Here is a 13904-nt window from a genome sequence, read left to right as displayed (position 1 = left end):
CGTGATTCTGACACATCGGTTTAACATTTTTCCTGATTTACGTGCAAGCAGCGCACGTCTGTTCCAGTCCAGAACCGGCTTATAAAAGGAAGGTCCGAATGAGCAAGCCCACGGCCATTTTGCCCCGCTGGACCCTCGTCATGCCGTTCGCTGCATGGATCGTGCTCGGCGCGGCGCATGCAATGCCAAGCGGCGCATTGCTGCTGGTGCTGGTCGGCCTTGCGCTGTGCGGCGCGGTCTTCACCGCGGTTCATCACGCCGAAGTGGTCGCGCATCGCGTCGGCGAGCCGTTCGGCACGCTGGTGCTCGCGGTGGCCGTCACCGTGATCGAGGTTGCGTTGATCGTGTCCGTCATGCTGACTTCCGGCCCGGAAAAGGCCGGTCTCGCGCGCGACACCGTCTTCGCGGCGGTCATGATCGTCTGTAACGGGATCGTCGGTCTTTGCTTACTGATGGGTGGTATCCGCCATCTGGAGCAGGACTTTCAGAGCCGTGGTGCGGCGGCGGCGCTGGCTGTGCTCGCGTCGCTGTCCGTCTTGACGCTGGTCATGCCGAACTACACGACGACCAGCGTTGGCCCGATTCTGTCGTCGTCGCAACTGGCGTTCGCCGGCGTGTCGTCACTGGTGCTGTATGGCGTATTCGTGTTCGTGCAGACCGTGCGCCATCGCGATTATTTTCTGGCCGGTACGCCCGACGAAAACGTGCATGCGGAGCCGCCCAGCGCCGGTCTCGCGCTCGCGGCCGGCGGTCTGCTGCTGGTGTGTCTGGTCGCCGTGGTGTTGCTCGCGAAGGTGTTGTCGCCGGTCGTCGAAACTGCGGTTCAGAATGCGGGCGCGCCGCCCGCCGTGGTCGGGATCATCATCGCGGCGCTGGTCCTGTTGCCCGAAGGACTCGCCGCCGTGCGCGCGGCGCGGGCCGACCGCCTGCAGAACAGCCTGAATCTCGCGCTGGGGTCGGCGCTGGCCAGTATCGGGCTGACCATTCCGACCGTGGCCGGCGTGTTTCTGTACACCGGTCAGCCGCTCGTACTAGGTATCAACGGCAAGGAAACCGTGCTGCTCATGCTGACGCTGGTGGTCGGCACGCTCACGTTGAGCACCGGGCGCACCACGATTCTGCAAGGCGCGGTGCATCTGTCGCTGTTCGCCGCGTATCTGTTTCTGTCGTTCGCGCCGTGAGGTGATCCCGGCATTTGAATGGGCAGCCGGGCCGCTGGCCCGGTTTCGTTGACCTGTGAACGGCAACGCTGAGCGGCCTACTCCTCCCAATGCTCCGCAATCCAGTCGCGGAACAGATTCAGTTTCTGCTGATGCGCAACCGAGTCCGGATACACGAAGTAATAGCGCCAACCGGTTTTGAGCACCGTGTCGAACGGCCTGACCAAACGGCGCGCCGCGACATCTTCGTCGATCAGCGCAAGGTCGCTGATCGCGACGCCGAAGCCCTGTAACGCGGCGTTGGTCGCCATATCGAGCGTGTCGAAGGTCGGGCCGTGTTCGGCATCGATCTCCGTTGTGTTCGAGCCGCCCACTTCGGCCACCTCCGTCACCTTGGCGAGCCACATCTTCCAGTCGCGATGGTCGCGCGTCGGATGCAGCAACGTATGGCGCGCGAGATCAGCGACTTCGGCAAGCGGTTTGTCCTTCAGCAGATCGGGGGCGCACACCGGCGTCAGACGCTCCTCGAACAACGGCACCATCTGCACGTCCGCACCCGGTGACGACGCGTAGATGATCGCCGCGTCGAAGGGCTCGCTCTGAAAATCGACATCGTGCTGCCAGGTCGTTGTGATCTGCACATGCAGTTCGGGATATTCGGCCTGGAAACGCATGATTTTCGGCAACATCCAGCGCATTACACAGGTCGGCACTTTCAGCGCGAGATCGGTGCGTTGGCGCGTCAGCCGCAACGAAATCTCCTCGATGCGCGCGAAGCTCTCTTTCACCGCGGGCAGCAGCATTTCGCCTTCGGCGGTCAGCGTCAACCCCTTCGCGTGACGTTTGAAGAGCGGAAACTTGTAGTAGTCCTCGAGCGCGATGATTTGCCGGCTGACCGCGCCTTGCGTCAGGCACAAATGATCGGCGGCGCGTGTGAAGCTGCGGTGGCGTGCAACGGTTTCGAAGATCTGCAGCGCGTTGAGCGGCGGAAGTCGTCGCATCGGGTATCCGGGATCAAAAAAATTCATTACGTGGGCGTGGCAATGAAGCGTGGCCATATGCCCGTCAAGCCCACAGGATACGCGATCAGAAATGTCCGTACGAGCCGTCGACGCTTGCACGCGCATGCGTTTAGCTCATGCCGCTGGAAGGAATCGATTGTTCACGGCCCCGCTTGCACCGGCACAGGGCACCGCCTGCCCACAATCGCACCAGAACCGAGCTTTCCTCATACCTCGACATCGCTCCTGTTGCAGATAGAAGCGTGGGCGTTAACCCGAACGCTTTAGTGCACCGGCGCTTTCCCGGCACACGAATGCCTGCCCAGGCCCCGCGTCAGCGAAAACAGCATGAGCTTATGTCATGCCGTCCATGCGCATATTTCGTTTGGCGCGCAATTTTGACAAACCTAGAGTGCATCCACACGCAGCGCATCCATCAACGTACGGCAGCAACCGGAAAACTGGCAGGCAGCGCGCACGAACGAAGCCGGTTCCGCGCGAGAAACATCCGCAGGGTATTCGCCGAATTGCCACCTCGCGCGTGCAAACTGACCGCCACACGCGCGGCGCATGGAAACCGGCGCACGCCCACGCAACCTATTCAAAGAATCATCGTTTTCGACAGAGGAAGGATCATGCATCAGCGCCCCGTTGCTCAATCGGCCACCCGCCGGATCTTTACCACGCTCGCCGCGACGCTGGCCTTCACGGCCTTCGGCGCACTGTGTTCGATGCCGACCGCCGCGCATGCCGATGCGCTCGACAACATCGCGAAGTCGGGCACGGTGCGCATCGGCGTGTTCGAAGACTACCCGCCGTTCGGTTCGATCGGCCCGGACATGAAGCCGATGGGCTACGACATCGACGTCGCGAACCTGATCGGCAAGGCCTTGAATGCGAAGGTCGAGCTCGTGCAGGTGACCGGCGACAACCGGATGGCCTACCTCGCCGACCATAAGGCCGACATGCTGCTATCGGTCGGCCAGACGCCGGAACGCGAAAAGGTGATCGACTTCTCGCAACCGTACGCGCCGTACTACCTCGCCGTGTTCGGCCCGAAGAGCCTGCCCGTGAAGAACGCCGCCGACCTCGCCGGCAAGTCGATTTCGGTCGCGCGCGGCACGCTGGAAGATCTGAGCGTCACGAAAATCGCGCCGCCGAGCGCCAACATCAAACGTTTCGACGATCCGAACGGCGCTATTTCGGCGTTTCTTTCTGGTCAGGTACAGTTGATGGTGGTGGGCAACGACGTCGGCGCAACCATTCTCGCGCGTCATCCGGCGAACGATCCGGAGCAGAAGTTCTCGCTGTTCAGCTCACCGGATCACGTCGGCCTGAACAAGAACGAACCGCGCCTGAAGCAGAAGATCGACGACACGATTGCGAAGGCTCGCAAGGACGGCACGATGAACGCGATCTCGCAGAAATGGCTGCGCGCGCCGCTGCCGGCGGACCTCTGAACTTTTGCCGCGCGAACGGGGTGTATAACCCGGTTCGCAGCGGCGTTTGACCTGACTTTATGATGAGCGCCACGCCATGACCTATGCGTTCGATTTCAGCGGCTTCGGCCTCTATGCGGGCATGCTCGCGCGCGGCGCCGCTGTCACGCTGGGGTTGACCGCGGTTTCCACGGTGCTCGGCGGCCTGGTGGGCATTGGCGGTGCGAGCATTACGGTCGCCGGTCCGAAATGGGCGCGCTGGATCGTGGCGAGCTATGTGGAGTTGATCCGCAATACGCCGTTCATCGTGCAGTTGTTCTTCGTGTTCTTCGGCTTGCCGAGCCTCGGTATTCATATCGACGAAATCCAGGCCGCGATTCTGGCAATGACCGTCAACCTCGGCGCGTACGCGATCGAGATCGTACGCGCAGGTATCGACTCAATTCCGCGTGGCCAGGTGCAGGCGGCGCAGGCGCTCGGTCTGCATCAGCGGCAGGTGTTTCGTCATGTCGTGCTGCCGCAGGCCATCGCGAATGTTTTTCCCGCGCTGCTGAGCCAGGTGCTGATCGTCATGCTCGGTTCGGCTGTCGTGTCGCAGATCTCCGTGCCCGATCTGACGTACGCCGCCAACTTCATCCAGTCGCGCAATTTCCGTTCGTTTGAGAGTTACGTGATCATCACCGCGGTCTATCTGCTGATGTCGATCGTGTTGCGGCAAATTCTCAACCGCTTCGGGCGCGGCCTGTTCGCGGGCCGTATCGCGCGCGGCAACGACAGCGGCGCGCCGCGTAACTGGCGCAGCCGCCTGATGTGGCGCGGCGCCCGCACTCTGCCCACGGAGCGTTGATCATGATCGAATTCACTCTATGGGACATCGCCCGTAATTTGCTGCTCGCGGCTCGCTGGACGGTGCTGCTGTCGTTGATCGCATTTATCGGCGGCGGCGTGGTGGGACTGGTGCTGCTCGCGATGCGTGTTTCGCCGATCGCATGGCTGCGGCGAGTGGTCGTGCTGTACGTGGAAGTGTTTCAGGGCACGCCGCTGCTCATGCAATTGTTCCTCGCGTTTTTCGGTTTGCCGCTGCTCGGTGTCGACGTCTCGCCCTGGGTTGCGGCCACCGTCACGCTGACACTTTATACGAGCGCGTATCTGGTCGATATCTGGCGTGGCTGCGTCGAAGCCGTGCCGCGCGGACAGTGGGCGGCAGGCGCGAGTCTCGGCATGACGTTCGGCCAGCAATTGCGTTACATCGTGTGGCCGCAGGCGCGTAAGATCGCCGTGGCGCCGACCGTGGGGTTCCTCGTGCAGGTGGTGAAAAGCACCGCGCTGGCGTCGATTATCGGCTTCACCGAGCTGACCAAGACCGGCACGATGATCACCAACGCCGCGTTCCGCCCGTTTCCGATCTACGGGATGGTGGCCATGATTTACTTCGCGATGTGCTTCCCGCTGACCTGGTACGCACGAGTGCTCGAGAAGCGGCAGAAGGTTGGGCAGCATCGCTGAAGGATGCGGCGCACAGACTTCATGAGAAAAGCGGCAACCGTGGTGTGCACGGTTGCCGCTTTTTTTTGCGCCAGTGACGATTGACTACCGGAGACTATGGGCGACTATCGGCGACTAGCAGGGACTACCAGGGACTACCGGGCCGCCTGCGTCGACTTCCGCAACTTCGCCACCTCTGCCGCCGTCACCGCCGGCGCGCCGTTATTCCACCCACCCCGCACGAAGCTCAGCACGTCGGCAATCTGCTGATCGTCGAGCACGGGCGCGAACTTCGGCATCGGAAATGGCGACGGCACGCCGCCAATCACCAGATCCGCCGTGCCGTTCAACGTGACGTTGATCAACGACGACGCGTCCTTCTCCAGCACGTTCGGATTACCCGCCAGCGGCGCGAGCATCGGCGCGAAACCCTGTCCGTTTGCGCCGTGACAGTGCATGCAATACGCCGTATAAACCTGCGCGCCAGCATCGTTCGCCGGGCGATTCAACGACACCCTGGTCGCCTGCGGATCGTACGTATAAGGCGGCTTGCCGTTGCCGCCCGCCGGTGGCAGCGACTTCAGATACGTCGTCATCGCCGCGACATCGGCGTCGGTCATGGCCTGCGTGCTGTTGTTGATCACACTGGTCATCGAACCGAACGCCGACGCATGACGATTCGCGCCGGTCTTCAGGAACGCCTGCAAATCCTGCTCGTTCCACCGCCCCAACCCAACGTTATGCTCGCCCGTCAGATTGGCTGCAAACCAGCCGTCGAGCACGCCGCCGGTCAGAAACTCGCTGCCGCTCTCATCGAGCGCCTTCTCCTGGAATGCGATGCCGCGCGGCGTGTGACACGAGCCGCAGTGCCCGAGCCCCTGGATCAGATACGCGCCGCGATTCCATGCGACGTCCTTGCCCGGCTTGTCCTGATAGACGCTCTTGTCGAGGAACGCCATGTTCCAGAACTTCAGCGGCCAGCGCATGTTCAACGGCCATTTGATGTCCGGTTCGCGGTTAGCCTGCTGCACGGGCGCGACGCCATGCATGAAGAACGCGTACAGCGCTTTCATGTCGTCGTCGTTGACCTTTGCGTACGATGGATACGGCATCGCCGGATACAGGTTATGGCCGTCTTTCGCGACGCCTTCGCGCATTGCGCGCTTGAAGTCCTCCAGCGTGTAGCCGCCGATACCGGTCTGCGGATCGGGCGTGATGTTGGTGGTGTAGATCTGGCCCATCGGCGTGGTCATTGGCAGGCCGCCCGCGAACGGTTTGCCCTTCGGCGCCGTGTGACACGCGACGCAATCGCCGAGCTTCGCCAGATACGCGCCGTGTTGCACCAGCGCCGGGTCGACCGTGCTGTCCGCCGCACGCACCGATGCCTGAAAAATAAACGGCAGCGCGACGCACAACGCCGCACCGACACCCTTCAATGTGTTGTTCATGTCGGGCTCCCGTCAGGCGGTTTTGAGTTGGCTGCCAACCGGCAATTGCCGCAGCCGCTTGCCGGTGGCCGCGAAAATCGCGTTGGTCAAAGCGGGCGCGAGCGCCGCCGTGCCTGGCTCGCCGATGCCACCTGGCGCCTCGGTGCTCTTCACGATATGCACGTTGATCGGCGGTGTCTGGTTGATCCGCAGCATCCGGTAGTCGGTGAAATTGTTCTGCTCGACGCGGCCGTCCTTGATCGTGATCTCGCTGTATAGCGCTGCCGTGATCCCGAAGATGATGCCGCCCTGCACTTGCGCTTCGATCGTGTTCGGGTTGACCACCATCCCGCAATCGACCGCGCACACCACCCGCTTGACCGCGACCTCGCCCTGATCGACGGCGACATCGACGACGATCGCAAAGAAGCTGCCAAACGCGTGCATCACCGACACGCCGCGGCCTTGCCCCTGCGGCAGCGCGTTGCCCCAACCCGCGGCCTGGGTCGCGGTGTTGAGCACGTTCAGCGCACGCGGTGTTTTTCCAAGCAGATCCTGGCGGTATTTGACCGGATCGATCTTCGCCTGCGCGGCGAGTTCGTCGACAAAACTTTCGACGACAAAGGTGCCGCGCGTCGGTCCCACGCCGCGCCAGAAAGCGGTGGGCACCGCGTGCGGCTCCTGGCGCACGTAGTCGACCAGTTGATTGGGCAGGTCGTATGGCAGGTCTGACGCCACTTCCACTGCGTCCGGATCGAGGCCATTCTTGAACGCGGGCGGCGCAAAGCGCGCCATGATCGACGAGCCGACAATACGATGTTGCCATGCTACCGGCTTGCCGTTCGCATCGAGTCCGGCCGAAATTTTGTCGTAATAGTACGGCCGGTACATGTCGTGCTGGATATCTTCTTCGCGCGTCCACAGCACCTTGACCGGCGTCGAGACCTGCTTGCCGACCTTGACCGCCTGCGTGACCATGTCGAACTCGAGCCGCCGCCCAAAGCCGCCGCCGATCAGATGGTTGTGCACGACGATCTTGTCGGCGGGCAGGCCGGTCACGGCGACAGCCGCGTCGACAACGCGCGTCGGCACCTGCGAGCCGAGCCAGATATCGCAGCCGTCGGCGCGCACATGCACCGTGCAGTTGATCGGCTCCATCGTTGCGTGGGCGAGGAACGGTTGCTGGTACACCGCATCGACGCGCGACTTCGCGTTCGAAAACGCATGGCCGACGTCCCCTTCCTTGCGCGCCACTGCACCGTTACCGTTGTCAGCCGCGTGGGCGAGATCGGCGACGATCTGCTGCATCGAAATAGCCGCGCCCGCGCCTTCGTTCCACTTGATATCGAGCGCCTGCACGCCGCGTTTCGCCGCCCACGTGTGGTCGCCGATCACCGCGACCGCGTTGTCGATTTTCACCACCTGGCGCACGCCGGGGAATTTCTTCGCGTTGGTATCGTCGACGCTGGCGAGCGTCCCGCCGAATACCGGACAGTTCGCAATCGCCGCATAGACCATGTCGGGCAAGCGCACATCCAGCCCGAACATCGCCGTACCGTCCACTTTTTCCGGCGAATCGAGACGCTTGACCGGCGTGCCGATCAGCTTGAAATCCTTCGGATCTTTCAACGGCACGTTCTGCGGCGCGGGCAGCTTCGCAGCGGCCTCCGCCAGTTCTCCGTAGCCGATGCTGCGATTGCTGGCTGCGTGAATCACCTGGCCGGCCTGCGCATGGCAACTCGCCGGATCGACTTGCCATTGCTGCGCGGCGGCGCTGATCAACACCGTACGCGCGGCCGCGCCGGCGCGGCGCATCGGTTCCCACGCAAAGCGGATCGACGTCGAACCGCCGGTCAGCTGGCCGCCGAGCAACGGGTCCATGAAGAGCTTTTCGTTGGGGGGCGCGTGGTCTAGCGTGACCGAGTCGAGCGGCACTTCGAGCTCTTCGGCGATCAGCATCGGGATCGATGTGTACACGCCTTGACCCATCTCGACTTTCGGAATCACCAGCGTGACCTTGCCCGCCGTGTCGATCTGGATGAACGCGTTCGGCGCGAACACACCGCTTTGCGGCGTCTCGACGCCATCGCCGCCGACCACCGATTTGCCCGCCTTCTGATCCTGGCTCGCGGCCGGCATGCTGAAGCCAAGCAACAGGCCACCACCGGCCGCCGCGCCGACCGTCACGCCAAACTTCAGAAACGTGCGGCGCGACAAACCTCTGCCGCGCGCTTCGGACGGCTGTGCGCCGTTCTGTGCATCGAGCAATCCCTGGGACATGTCACGCTCCCTTAGCGGCTTGTCTGATCGCCGCGCGGATGCGGTTGTAGGTCCCACAGCGGCAGATGTTGCCGGCCATGGCGGCGTCGATATCCGCGTCGGTGGGATTGGGATTGCTTGCCAGCAGCGACGCTGCCGACATCACCTGTCCGGACTGACAGTAGCCGCACTGCACCACGTCCAGCTGACGCCATGCCTGTTGCACCTTCTGCCCGGCGGGCGTGCTGCCGACCGCTTCGATCGTGGTCACCTTGCGCTCGCCGACGGCCGCAGCCGGGAACACGCACGAGCGGATCGCCGTGCCATCGAGATGCACGGTGCACGCGCCACATTGCGCGATGCCGCAGCCGAACTTGGTGCCGGTCAGGCCGACGAGGTCGCGCAGGACCCACAGGAGCGGCATGTCGGGCGGGGTGTCGAACGTATGAGTCTGACCGTTGATGTTGAACGTTGTCATGCGCGGCTCCGGGTGGGGATTATTGTTGGTGAGACTGTTTAGACAGAGACGTCGAACCAAAGCGTTAAGACTTGCCGCATTTATTCGAGCAACCGGACTAATGCGCGATGCACCCGCCGGTTGCTGCAAGACGATGATGAAACGGCAATGATGCGCGGCGCGACCGCGCCGGGACAGACGAGCAAATTGTAGTCGTGGAAAAAGAAATCCGCCTCGCGGGCGTCGCGGCCGATGTGATGACCGATTCCCGTTGAATCATTCGAGCGGCGATTTTGTTAGCATGAGCGCAGATTGCCCCGCCTGATCCGAACTTATCCGAAGGAGCCGCACAATGAACGACACGCAATGCACCCAATTCCTCTCGGACATTCGCCGGCCGCTACTGGCGTTGCATAAGGCCATTCTCGATCACGAACGAGCCGTCTATGAAAAGGAATTCGGTCCGGTGACGCCGGCGGCGTTTTTGCAAGTGCTCATCAACGGTTCGGGGTTTCGCTGGCTCACGCCGCTGTCAACAATCATTGCGAATGTCGATGAAATTCTTGACGACCAGGAAGCCGACACCACCGACCGGTTGGCCGCAGCGGAAGCCGTGACCGGCCTGTTTTCCGCCGATCAGCCGAACAATATGTTTTTGCCGCGTTACTTGCCGTTGCTGCAGGCCGATCCGGCAATCCTGCATCAGCATGGGCAGGTGTCGCAACTATTGCGCGGCGTGCAGCAGAAAAAGTAGCCTGGGTTGCGACGGAATGCGCGGTCGGCTCCCGCATTCCCTCACCATTGAAAGTCGGCATTCCGGTCGAGTGCCATGCGTGAACGCGAACGAGCGATTCGCATGCGCACACAGGATTAGCCGCCTCTCTTCGCTCAGCCAGCGGAAATACACCGTATTTCAAGCTTATTTATGCTCGATCAGTAAAAGTGCGGCCGACTGCCCGTCTTCGCTTCTGATCCGGGCCACCCCGCACGCCACCTGTCTTTCAATTTGCCTGGCGTTGCTGAATAAAACAAAGGTGAGCTTCTACGGGAAGTGTCAGTGGAAATCTACGTCATCCCGGCCAGCAGGTTTGCGGCGTCCCTGCTAACGTAAGCGGACTTCCCCGCGACGCCGATGCGTACCCGCCCACCCATGCAAAACTGGCCGCTCACCGAAAGCTATACGTTCGCCGATCAAACCGTGCGCTACCAGGTGACCGGCAACGGCCCGCCGCTAGTGCTGGTTCACGGCACGCCGTTCTCATCTTATGTATGGCATCGCATTGCCCCGTATCTCGCGCAGACGCGCACCGTGTACTACTACGATCTGCTCGGCTATGGTCAGTCGGAGCAGCGTGACGGCCAGGACGTGTCGCTCGGCGTGCAGAATGGTTTGCTCAAGGAATTGCTCGCCCATTGGGCGCTGATCAACCCGGACGTGATCGCGCATGACTTCGGCGGCGCCACGTCATTGCGCGCACATCTGCTCGATCAGTGCGAGTATCGCAGTCTGACGCTGATCGATCCGGTCGCAATCGCGCCGTGGGGGTCGCCGTTTGTACGGCACGTCCGCGAACACATCGACGCGTTCACCGGACTGCCGCCTTATATTCACGAAGCGGTCGTGAAAGCGTATGTGCGCGGTGCTATCGCGCGCGAGATTGCGGATGCAGAACTGGCGCCTTACGTTGCACCGTGGCTCGGTGCAACGGGACAGGCCGCGTTCTACCGGCAGATCGCGCAGATGGACCAGCGCTATACCGACGAGGTCGAAGCGCGCTATTCGCAGATCCGCTGTCCGGTTCAGATTCTGTGGGGTGAACAGGACCAGTGGATTCCGCTTGAACGCGGTCGCCAACTGGCCGATACGATTCCCGCAGCACGCTTTTACGCCGTGCCGAACGCAGGCCATCTGATGCAGGAAGATGCGCCGGAGGCGATCGTCGCCGCGGCGCTGCGCTGGTTTAGTGAGAGCGCCTGATTCGCTGACCTGCTAGCCGCGCCCTTGCGGCAGATAAGGCATCGGATCGACCGGTTTGCCGTCGCGGCGCACCTCGAAGCCGACGGAAACGCGCGAGTTGTTTTCGTCGCCCATCTCCGCGATCTGCTGCCCCTGACGGACGACGTCGCCGATCTTGACCAGCAGTTTGCGGTTATGCGAGTACGCGGTCAGGAAGTCTTTATTGTGCTGCACGATGATCAGACTGCCGTAGCTATTCAGACCGGTGCCGGCGTACATCACCTTGCCGTCGGCGGCGGCCAGCACCGGATCGCCCGGCTTGCCGCCAATCTCGATCCCGCGCGTTTCTCCCTGCTGGAATCCTTCGACGACGCGACCGCCCGCAGGCCACGCCAATGCAACGCTGTCCGCGTGACGTGAGGTTTCGTGGGCAACCTCGCGTACTTCTGCGGCGGAAAGTGCGGGGGATGTGGACTGCTGCGCGGCCAGCGCTTGCTGTGCCGCAAGCGGAAGTGAAGCAGTCGAGGCCGTCACCGTAGACGCTGAAGGCAACGCCTGAGCCGCTCGGGCAGCCTGTGCATTAGCCGCGTTGACCGCCCGTACTGTTTCCGGCGACGCCACGTGCAGCACCTGCCCAAGCTTCAGCCGCGACGATGGCTTCAATCCGTTCCATGCTTGCAGCTGCTTGACGCTGCAATGGTGATGCTGTGCGATTCGCGCGAGCGTGTCGCCATGCTTCACGCGATAAACCAGCGGAGGCGATTTTTTTAGTGGCGCTCCGTCGTCCGCGCCGATCCTCACCGACGTCCGTCCTGCCAGCCCATTGGCGCCTGGCGTGGCTGCCTGATTCGCCAGCGTCGTCGCTGTCGTTGTAGCCGGCACGCCGGACGCAGCCGCCGCGTCTGAGGCCGCGCCGCTCTGAGCGCCCTGCTGACCCACATTGGCACAACCGCTCACGGCCAGCGCGACCCACACGCCGGCCAGACTGGCCATCATCGTTCTGTCGAAGCGTTTTCCCATCTTGTTTGATTCCTGCCTCATTCTTAGGCTGGCCGGATGCCGCCTTGACGCTCACGACACGCGCAGTCTCGAGCTGCGCGGCTATCGTCGCGACATAGCGAGGCCGCCTCGTGCGGCGCTCATCCAATGCCTGGCCGACTAACCCCTTATCCTGCTTGCCGGATGCCGGATGCCGGATGCCCGGATGCCCGAGGTCCCAAAACGCAGACGCCGAAGGTCCGGATAGCGGTGCGGCAAAGCAGCCAGCGTTCAGCAAAACAGGCGGGGTTGCCGATTAAAATTCACGCGGAATTGTAAAGTGCGCTTAACCTCAAACGCCCCGCTCCACACAAACTGATACAAACATTACGCACGGTATTTCAAGCGCTGTTGCAAGCGCAACGGAATGGCGCGTGACAGCCGATTTAGCGTAGCCACCGCTCACTATCACTGACTCGGAAAGCGGCAAAAAATCGGCCAAAAAAGGACCGCCCTCGCGGCCCCGCGCGAAGGCTCTGTTTAACGGCAATCGTCGGCGGAACTTGAATCGCTGGCGGATCGTGAGGACATGAACCGATGCTCGCATACGGCATCGATCGGCAGAGCAGCCTGGGGCCGCTCGACGATGTGACATGCAGACTAACTGTAGTACTGCCCCTGGTACTTTACGTATCCCACCGGATGATGCGTGAAGTGCAGGACCGGCAGCACCGGATTGCTGTTGTCTTCGGTGGGGTAAGCCTCTGCTTCGGGAATGTATTCACCTTGAGCCTCGATGGGCTGCCCCGCCTGAAGGTCCGGTATTTCATGCGCCAGTCCTTCGTTGTCGCCGAAACGCACCGCGACGAACACCTCCGTGCCGACGAGGTTTTGCGTACCGCCTTCAAACTTCACTACCGTGTCGATCCTGATGACGAATTGCTGATGATTCGCGCCGTGGTGGTTCTCGGGACTGGCAAACACCTTGCTGATCGTACCTTGCACGCAAGCAAGCGGTGCGCCGATTGAATGAACATAACGATGATGCGGAAGAATCTGCGTCGCACGATTGCTCATGAAGTCTCCGTGATAGAAAACAGGCTGACCGATGACGAAACGTAAGGTGCGCGATGAAGCAGCATCGCTACAACAGCACGGTACTCTTTGAGCAAGCCAGCACGCGGGAGTTCATTGTTGGGAATTCTCCGAGACGACATTCAGCCAAAGACGATTGGCTTGCGCACCCGAAGTAAATATCCTTATCTCTCCATTCGAAGTGTCGTGAAGACGACGATCAGTTTTGCATCGAATGAACAGCGCATTTCGTCAGAATTTTTTTACTTCGCCCGTTGAATAACGTAGCGAAGATCGTTGAGGTTGATGTGGACTTTGTTAATTCGGCCAGCCGGTTCATGGGCGGATTTTTCTTCAGCACCGCAGTGGCTGCCGTCAGCATGGTCCTGTTGTGCAATGCGGGTGATTTTTCGCCGTTTGTCGCGAAGCTCAACGAATGGCAACAGGTGATCGTGACCGCGCTCGTCGCGCTGGTTATCGTCGACATCAAGCCGTTGGCTTATAAAACGTTCTGGCGTGAGCGCCGCAGCAGTTTTGTGCTCGACGAAGATCTCGGCGCGACGTTGCGCGGCAGAACGTCGGGCATTCCGGCCGGCGTGATAATCGGCATCCTGATCCAGAACTACATGGTCAACTGACTGGTCCATGCATGCCCAGGGCAGGCATG

The 13904-nt window shown here is 61.7% G+C and carries 13 protein-coding genes; 7 read left to right on the top strand and 6 right to left on the bottom strand.

Features of this window, described 5'->3' with window-relative positions; translation table 11 throughout:
* Nucleotides 1-98 precede the first annotated feature (98 nt).
* The gene (locus tag LMG28727_RS28775; protein ID WP_201645727.1) at nt 99-1181 is read left to right on the top strand and encodes a calcium:proton antiporter; all 1083 of its coding nucleotides are present in this window, start codon (nt 99-101) and stop codon (nt 1179-1181) included.
* 77 nt (nt 1182-1258) lie between these two features.
* Here the strand turns inward: LMG28727_RS28775 and LMG28727_RS28770 are convergent, their stop codons facing one another.
* A complete protein-coding gene (locus tag LMG28727_RS28770) occupies nt 1259-2161 on the bottom strand; it encodes a LysR substrate-binding domain-containing protein (protein ID WP_201645726.1) in 903 nt (300 codons plus the stop codon).
* A 635-nt stretch (nt 2162-2796) separates the two neighbouring features.
* On the opposite strand from LMG28727_RS28770, the gene LMG28727_RS28765 reads away from it, so the two are divergent.
* The 3 genes from LMG28727_RS28765 (at nt 2797) to LMG28727_RS28755 (ending at nt 5106) form a co-directional block, all read left to right on the top strand.
* Nucleotides 2797-3621: a transporter substrate-binding domain-containing protein gene (locus LMG28727_RS28765; RefSeq protein ID WP_201645725.1), complete on the top strand. Its 825-nt coding sequence runs from the start codon at nt 2797-2799 to the stop codon at nt 3619-3621.
* A gap of 76 nt (nt 3622-3697) precedes the next feature.
* Nucleotides 3698-4447 carry an amino acid ABC transporter permease gene (locus LMG28727_RS28760; protein WP_201645724.1) on the top strand — a complete coding sequence of 250 codons (750 nt, stop codon included), beginning with the start codon at nt 3698-3700 and terminating at the stop codon, nt 4445-4447.
* Nucleotides 4448-4449: 2 nt separating this feature from the next.
* Complete coding sequence (locus tag LMG28727_RS28755; RefSeq protein WP_201645723.1) at nt 4450-5106, top strand: amino acid ABC transporter permease; 657 nt, start codon at nt 4450-4452, stop codon at nt 5104-5106.
* A 134-nt stretch (nt 5107-5240) separates the two neighbouring features.
* On the opposite strand, the gene LMG28727_RS28750 is transcribed toward LMG28727_RS28755, so the two are convergent.
* Genes LMG28727_RS28750 through LMG28727_RS28740 form a run of 3 tightly spaced genes read right to left on the bottom strand, consistent with a single transcriptional unit; the run spans nt 5241 to nt 9249 of the window.
* A complete protein-coding gene (locus LMG28727_RS28750) occupies nt 5241-6533 on the bottom strand; it encodes a c-type cytochrome (RefSeq protein WP_201645722.1) in 1293 nt (430 codons plus the stop codon).
* Between the two features lie 12 nt (nt 6534-6545).
* Nucleotides 6546-8792 (bottom strand): xanthine dehydrogenase family protein molybdopterin-binding subunit, encoded by a 2247-nt coding sequence (locus tag LMG28727_RS28745; RefSeq protein ID WP_201645721.1) that lies wholly within the window; start codon nt 8790-8792, stop codon nt 6546-6548.
* 1 nt (nt 8793) lies between these two features.
* Nucleotides 8794-9249 carry a (2Fe-2S)-binding protein gene (locus LMG28727_RS28740; protein WP_201645720.1) on the bottom strand — a complete coding sequence of 152 codons (456 nt, stop codon included), beginning with the start codon at nt 9247-9249 and terminating at the stop codon, nt 8794-8796.
* A gap of 331 nt (nt 9250-9580) precedes the next feature.
* Between LMG28727_RS28740 and LMG28727_RS28735 the strand changes: the two genes are divergently transcribed.
* Nucleotides 9581-9982: a hypothetical protein gene (locus LMG28727_RS28735; RefSeq protein WP_201645719.1), complete on the top strand. Its 402-nt coding sequence runs from the start codon at nt 9581-9583 to the stop codon at nt 9980-9982.
* 396 nt (nt 9983-10378) lie between these two features.
* Complete coding sequence (locus tag LMG28727_RS28730) at nt 10379-11206, top strand: alpha/beta fold hydrolase (protein ID WP_201645759.1); 828 nt, start codon at nt 10379-10381, stop codon at nt 11204-11206.
* Nucleotides 11207-11218: 12 nt separating this feature from the next.
* On the opposite strand, the gene LMG28727_RS28725 is transcribed toward LMG28727_RS28730, so the two are convergent.
* Nucleotides 11219-12205, bottom strand: coding sequence for a peptidoglycan DD-metalloendopeptidase family protein (locus tag LMG28727_RS28725; RefSeq protein ID WP_201645718.1), 987 nt, complete (start codon nt 12203-12205; stop codon nt 11219-11221).
* Between the two features lie 618 nt (nt 12206-12823).
* Nucleotides 12824-13240 (bottom strand): hypothetical protein, encoded by a 417-nt coding sequence (locus tag LMG28727_RS28720; protein WP_201645717.1) that lies wholly within the window; start codon nt 13238-13240, stop codon nt 12824-12826.
* Nucleotides 13241-13545: 305 nt separating this feature from the next.
* Between LMG28727_RS28720 and LMG28727_RS28715 the strand changes: the two genes are divergently transcribed.
* Nucleotides 13546-13875: a hypothetical protein gene (locus LMG28727_RS28715; RefSeq protein WP_201645716.1), complete on the top strand. Its 330-nt coding sequence runs from the start codon at nt 13546-13548 to the stop codon at nt 13873-13875.
* Nucleotides 13876-13904 lie beyond the last annotated feature (29 nt).

The sequence above is a fragment of the Paraburkholderia metrosideri genome (assembly GCF_904848625.1).
GTDB lineage: Bacteria > Pseudomonadota > Gammaproteobacteria > Burkholderiales > Burkholderiaceae > Paraburkholderia > Paraburkholderia metrosideri.
Note: the sequence above shows the minus strand (reverse complement) of the source record. Positions and strands in the feature narration are given on the sequence as shown.

Bases quoted from the DNA above. Each gene is read 5' to 3' on its own strand.
- LMG28727_RS28745 (WP_201645721.1), bottom strand. From the start codon at position 8,792: ATGTCCCAGGGATTGCTCGATGCACAGAACGGCGCACAGCCGTCCGAA.
- LMG28727_RS28725 (WP_201645718.1), bottom strand. From the start codon at position 12,205: ATGGGAAAACGCTTCGACAGAACGATGATGGCCAGTCTGGCCGGCGTG.
- LMG28727_RS28760 (WP_201645724.1), top strand. From the start codon at position 3,698: ATGACCTATGCGTTCGATTTCAGCGGCTTCGGCCTCTATGCGGGCATG.
- LMG28727_RS28720 (WP_201645717.1), bottom strand. From the start codon at position 13,240: ATGAGCAATCGTGCGACGCAGATTCTTCCGCATCATCGTTATGTTCAT.
- LMG28727_RS28750 (WP_201645722.1), bottom strand. From the start codon at position 6,533: ATGAACAACACATTGAAGGGTGTCGGTGCGGCGTTGTGCGTCGCGCTG.
- LMG28727_RS28740 (WP_201645720.1), bottom strand. From the start codon at position 9,249: ATGACAACGTTCAACATCAACGGTCAGACTCATACGTTCGACACCCCG.
- LMG28727_RS28735 (WP_201645719.1), top strand. From the start codon at position 9,581: ATGAACGACACGCAATGCACCCAATTCCTCTCGGACATTCGCCGGCCG.
- LMG28727_RS28755 (WP_201645723.1), top strand. From the start codon at position 4,450: ATGATCGAATTCACTCTATGGGACATCGCCCGTAATTTGCTGCTCGCG.
- LMG28727_RS28765 (WP_201645725.1), top strand. From the start codon at position 2,797: ATGCATCAGCGCCCCGTTGCTCAATCGGCCACCCGCCGGATCTTTACC.
- LMG28727_RS28770 (WP_201645726.1), bottom strand. From the start codon at position 2,161: ATGCGACGACTTCCGCCGCTCAACGCGCTGCAGATCTTCGAAACCGTT.
- LMG28727_RS28775 (WP_201645727.1), top strand. From the start codon at position 99: ATGAGCAAGCCCACGGCCATTTTGCCCCGCTGGACCCTCGTCATGCCG.
- LMG28727_RS28730 (WP_201645759.1), top strand. From the start codon at position 10,379: ATGCAAAACTGGCCGCTCACCGAAAGCTATACGTTCGCCGATCAAACC.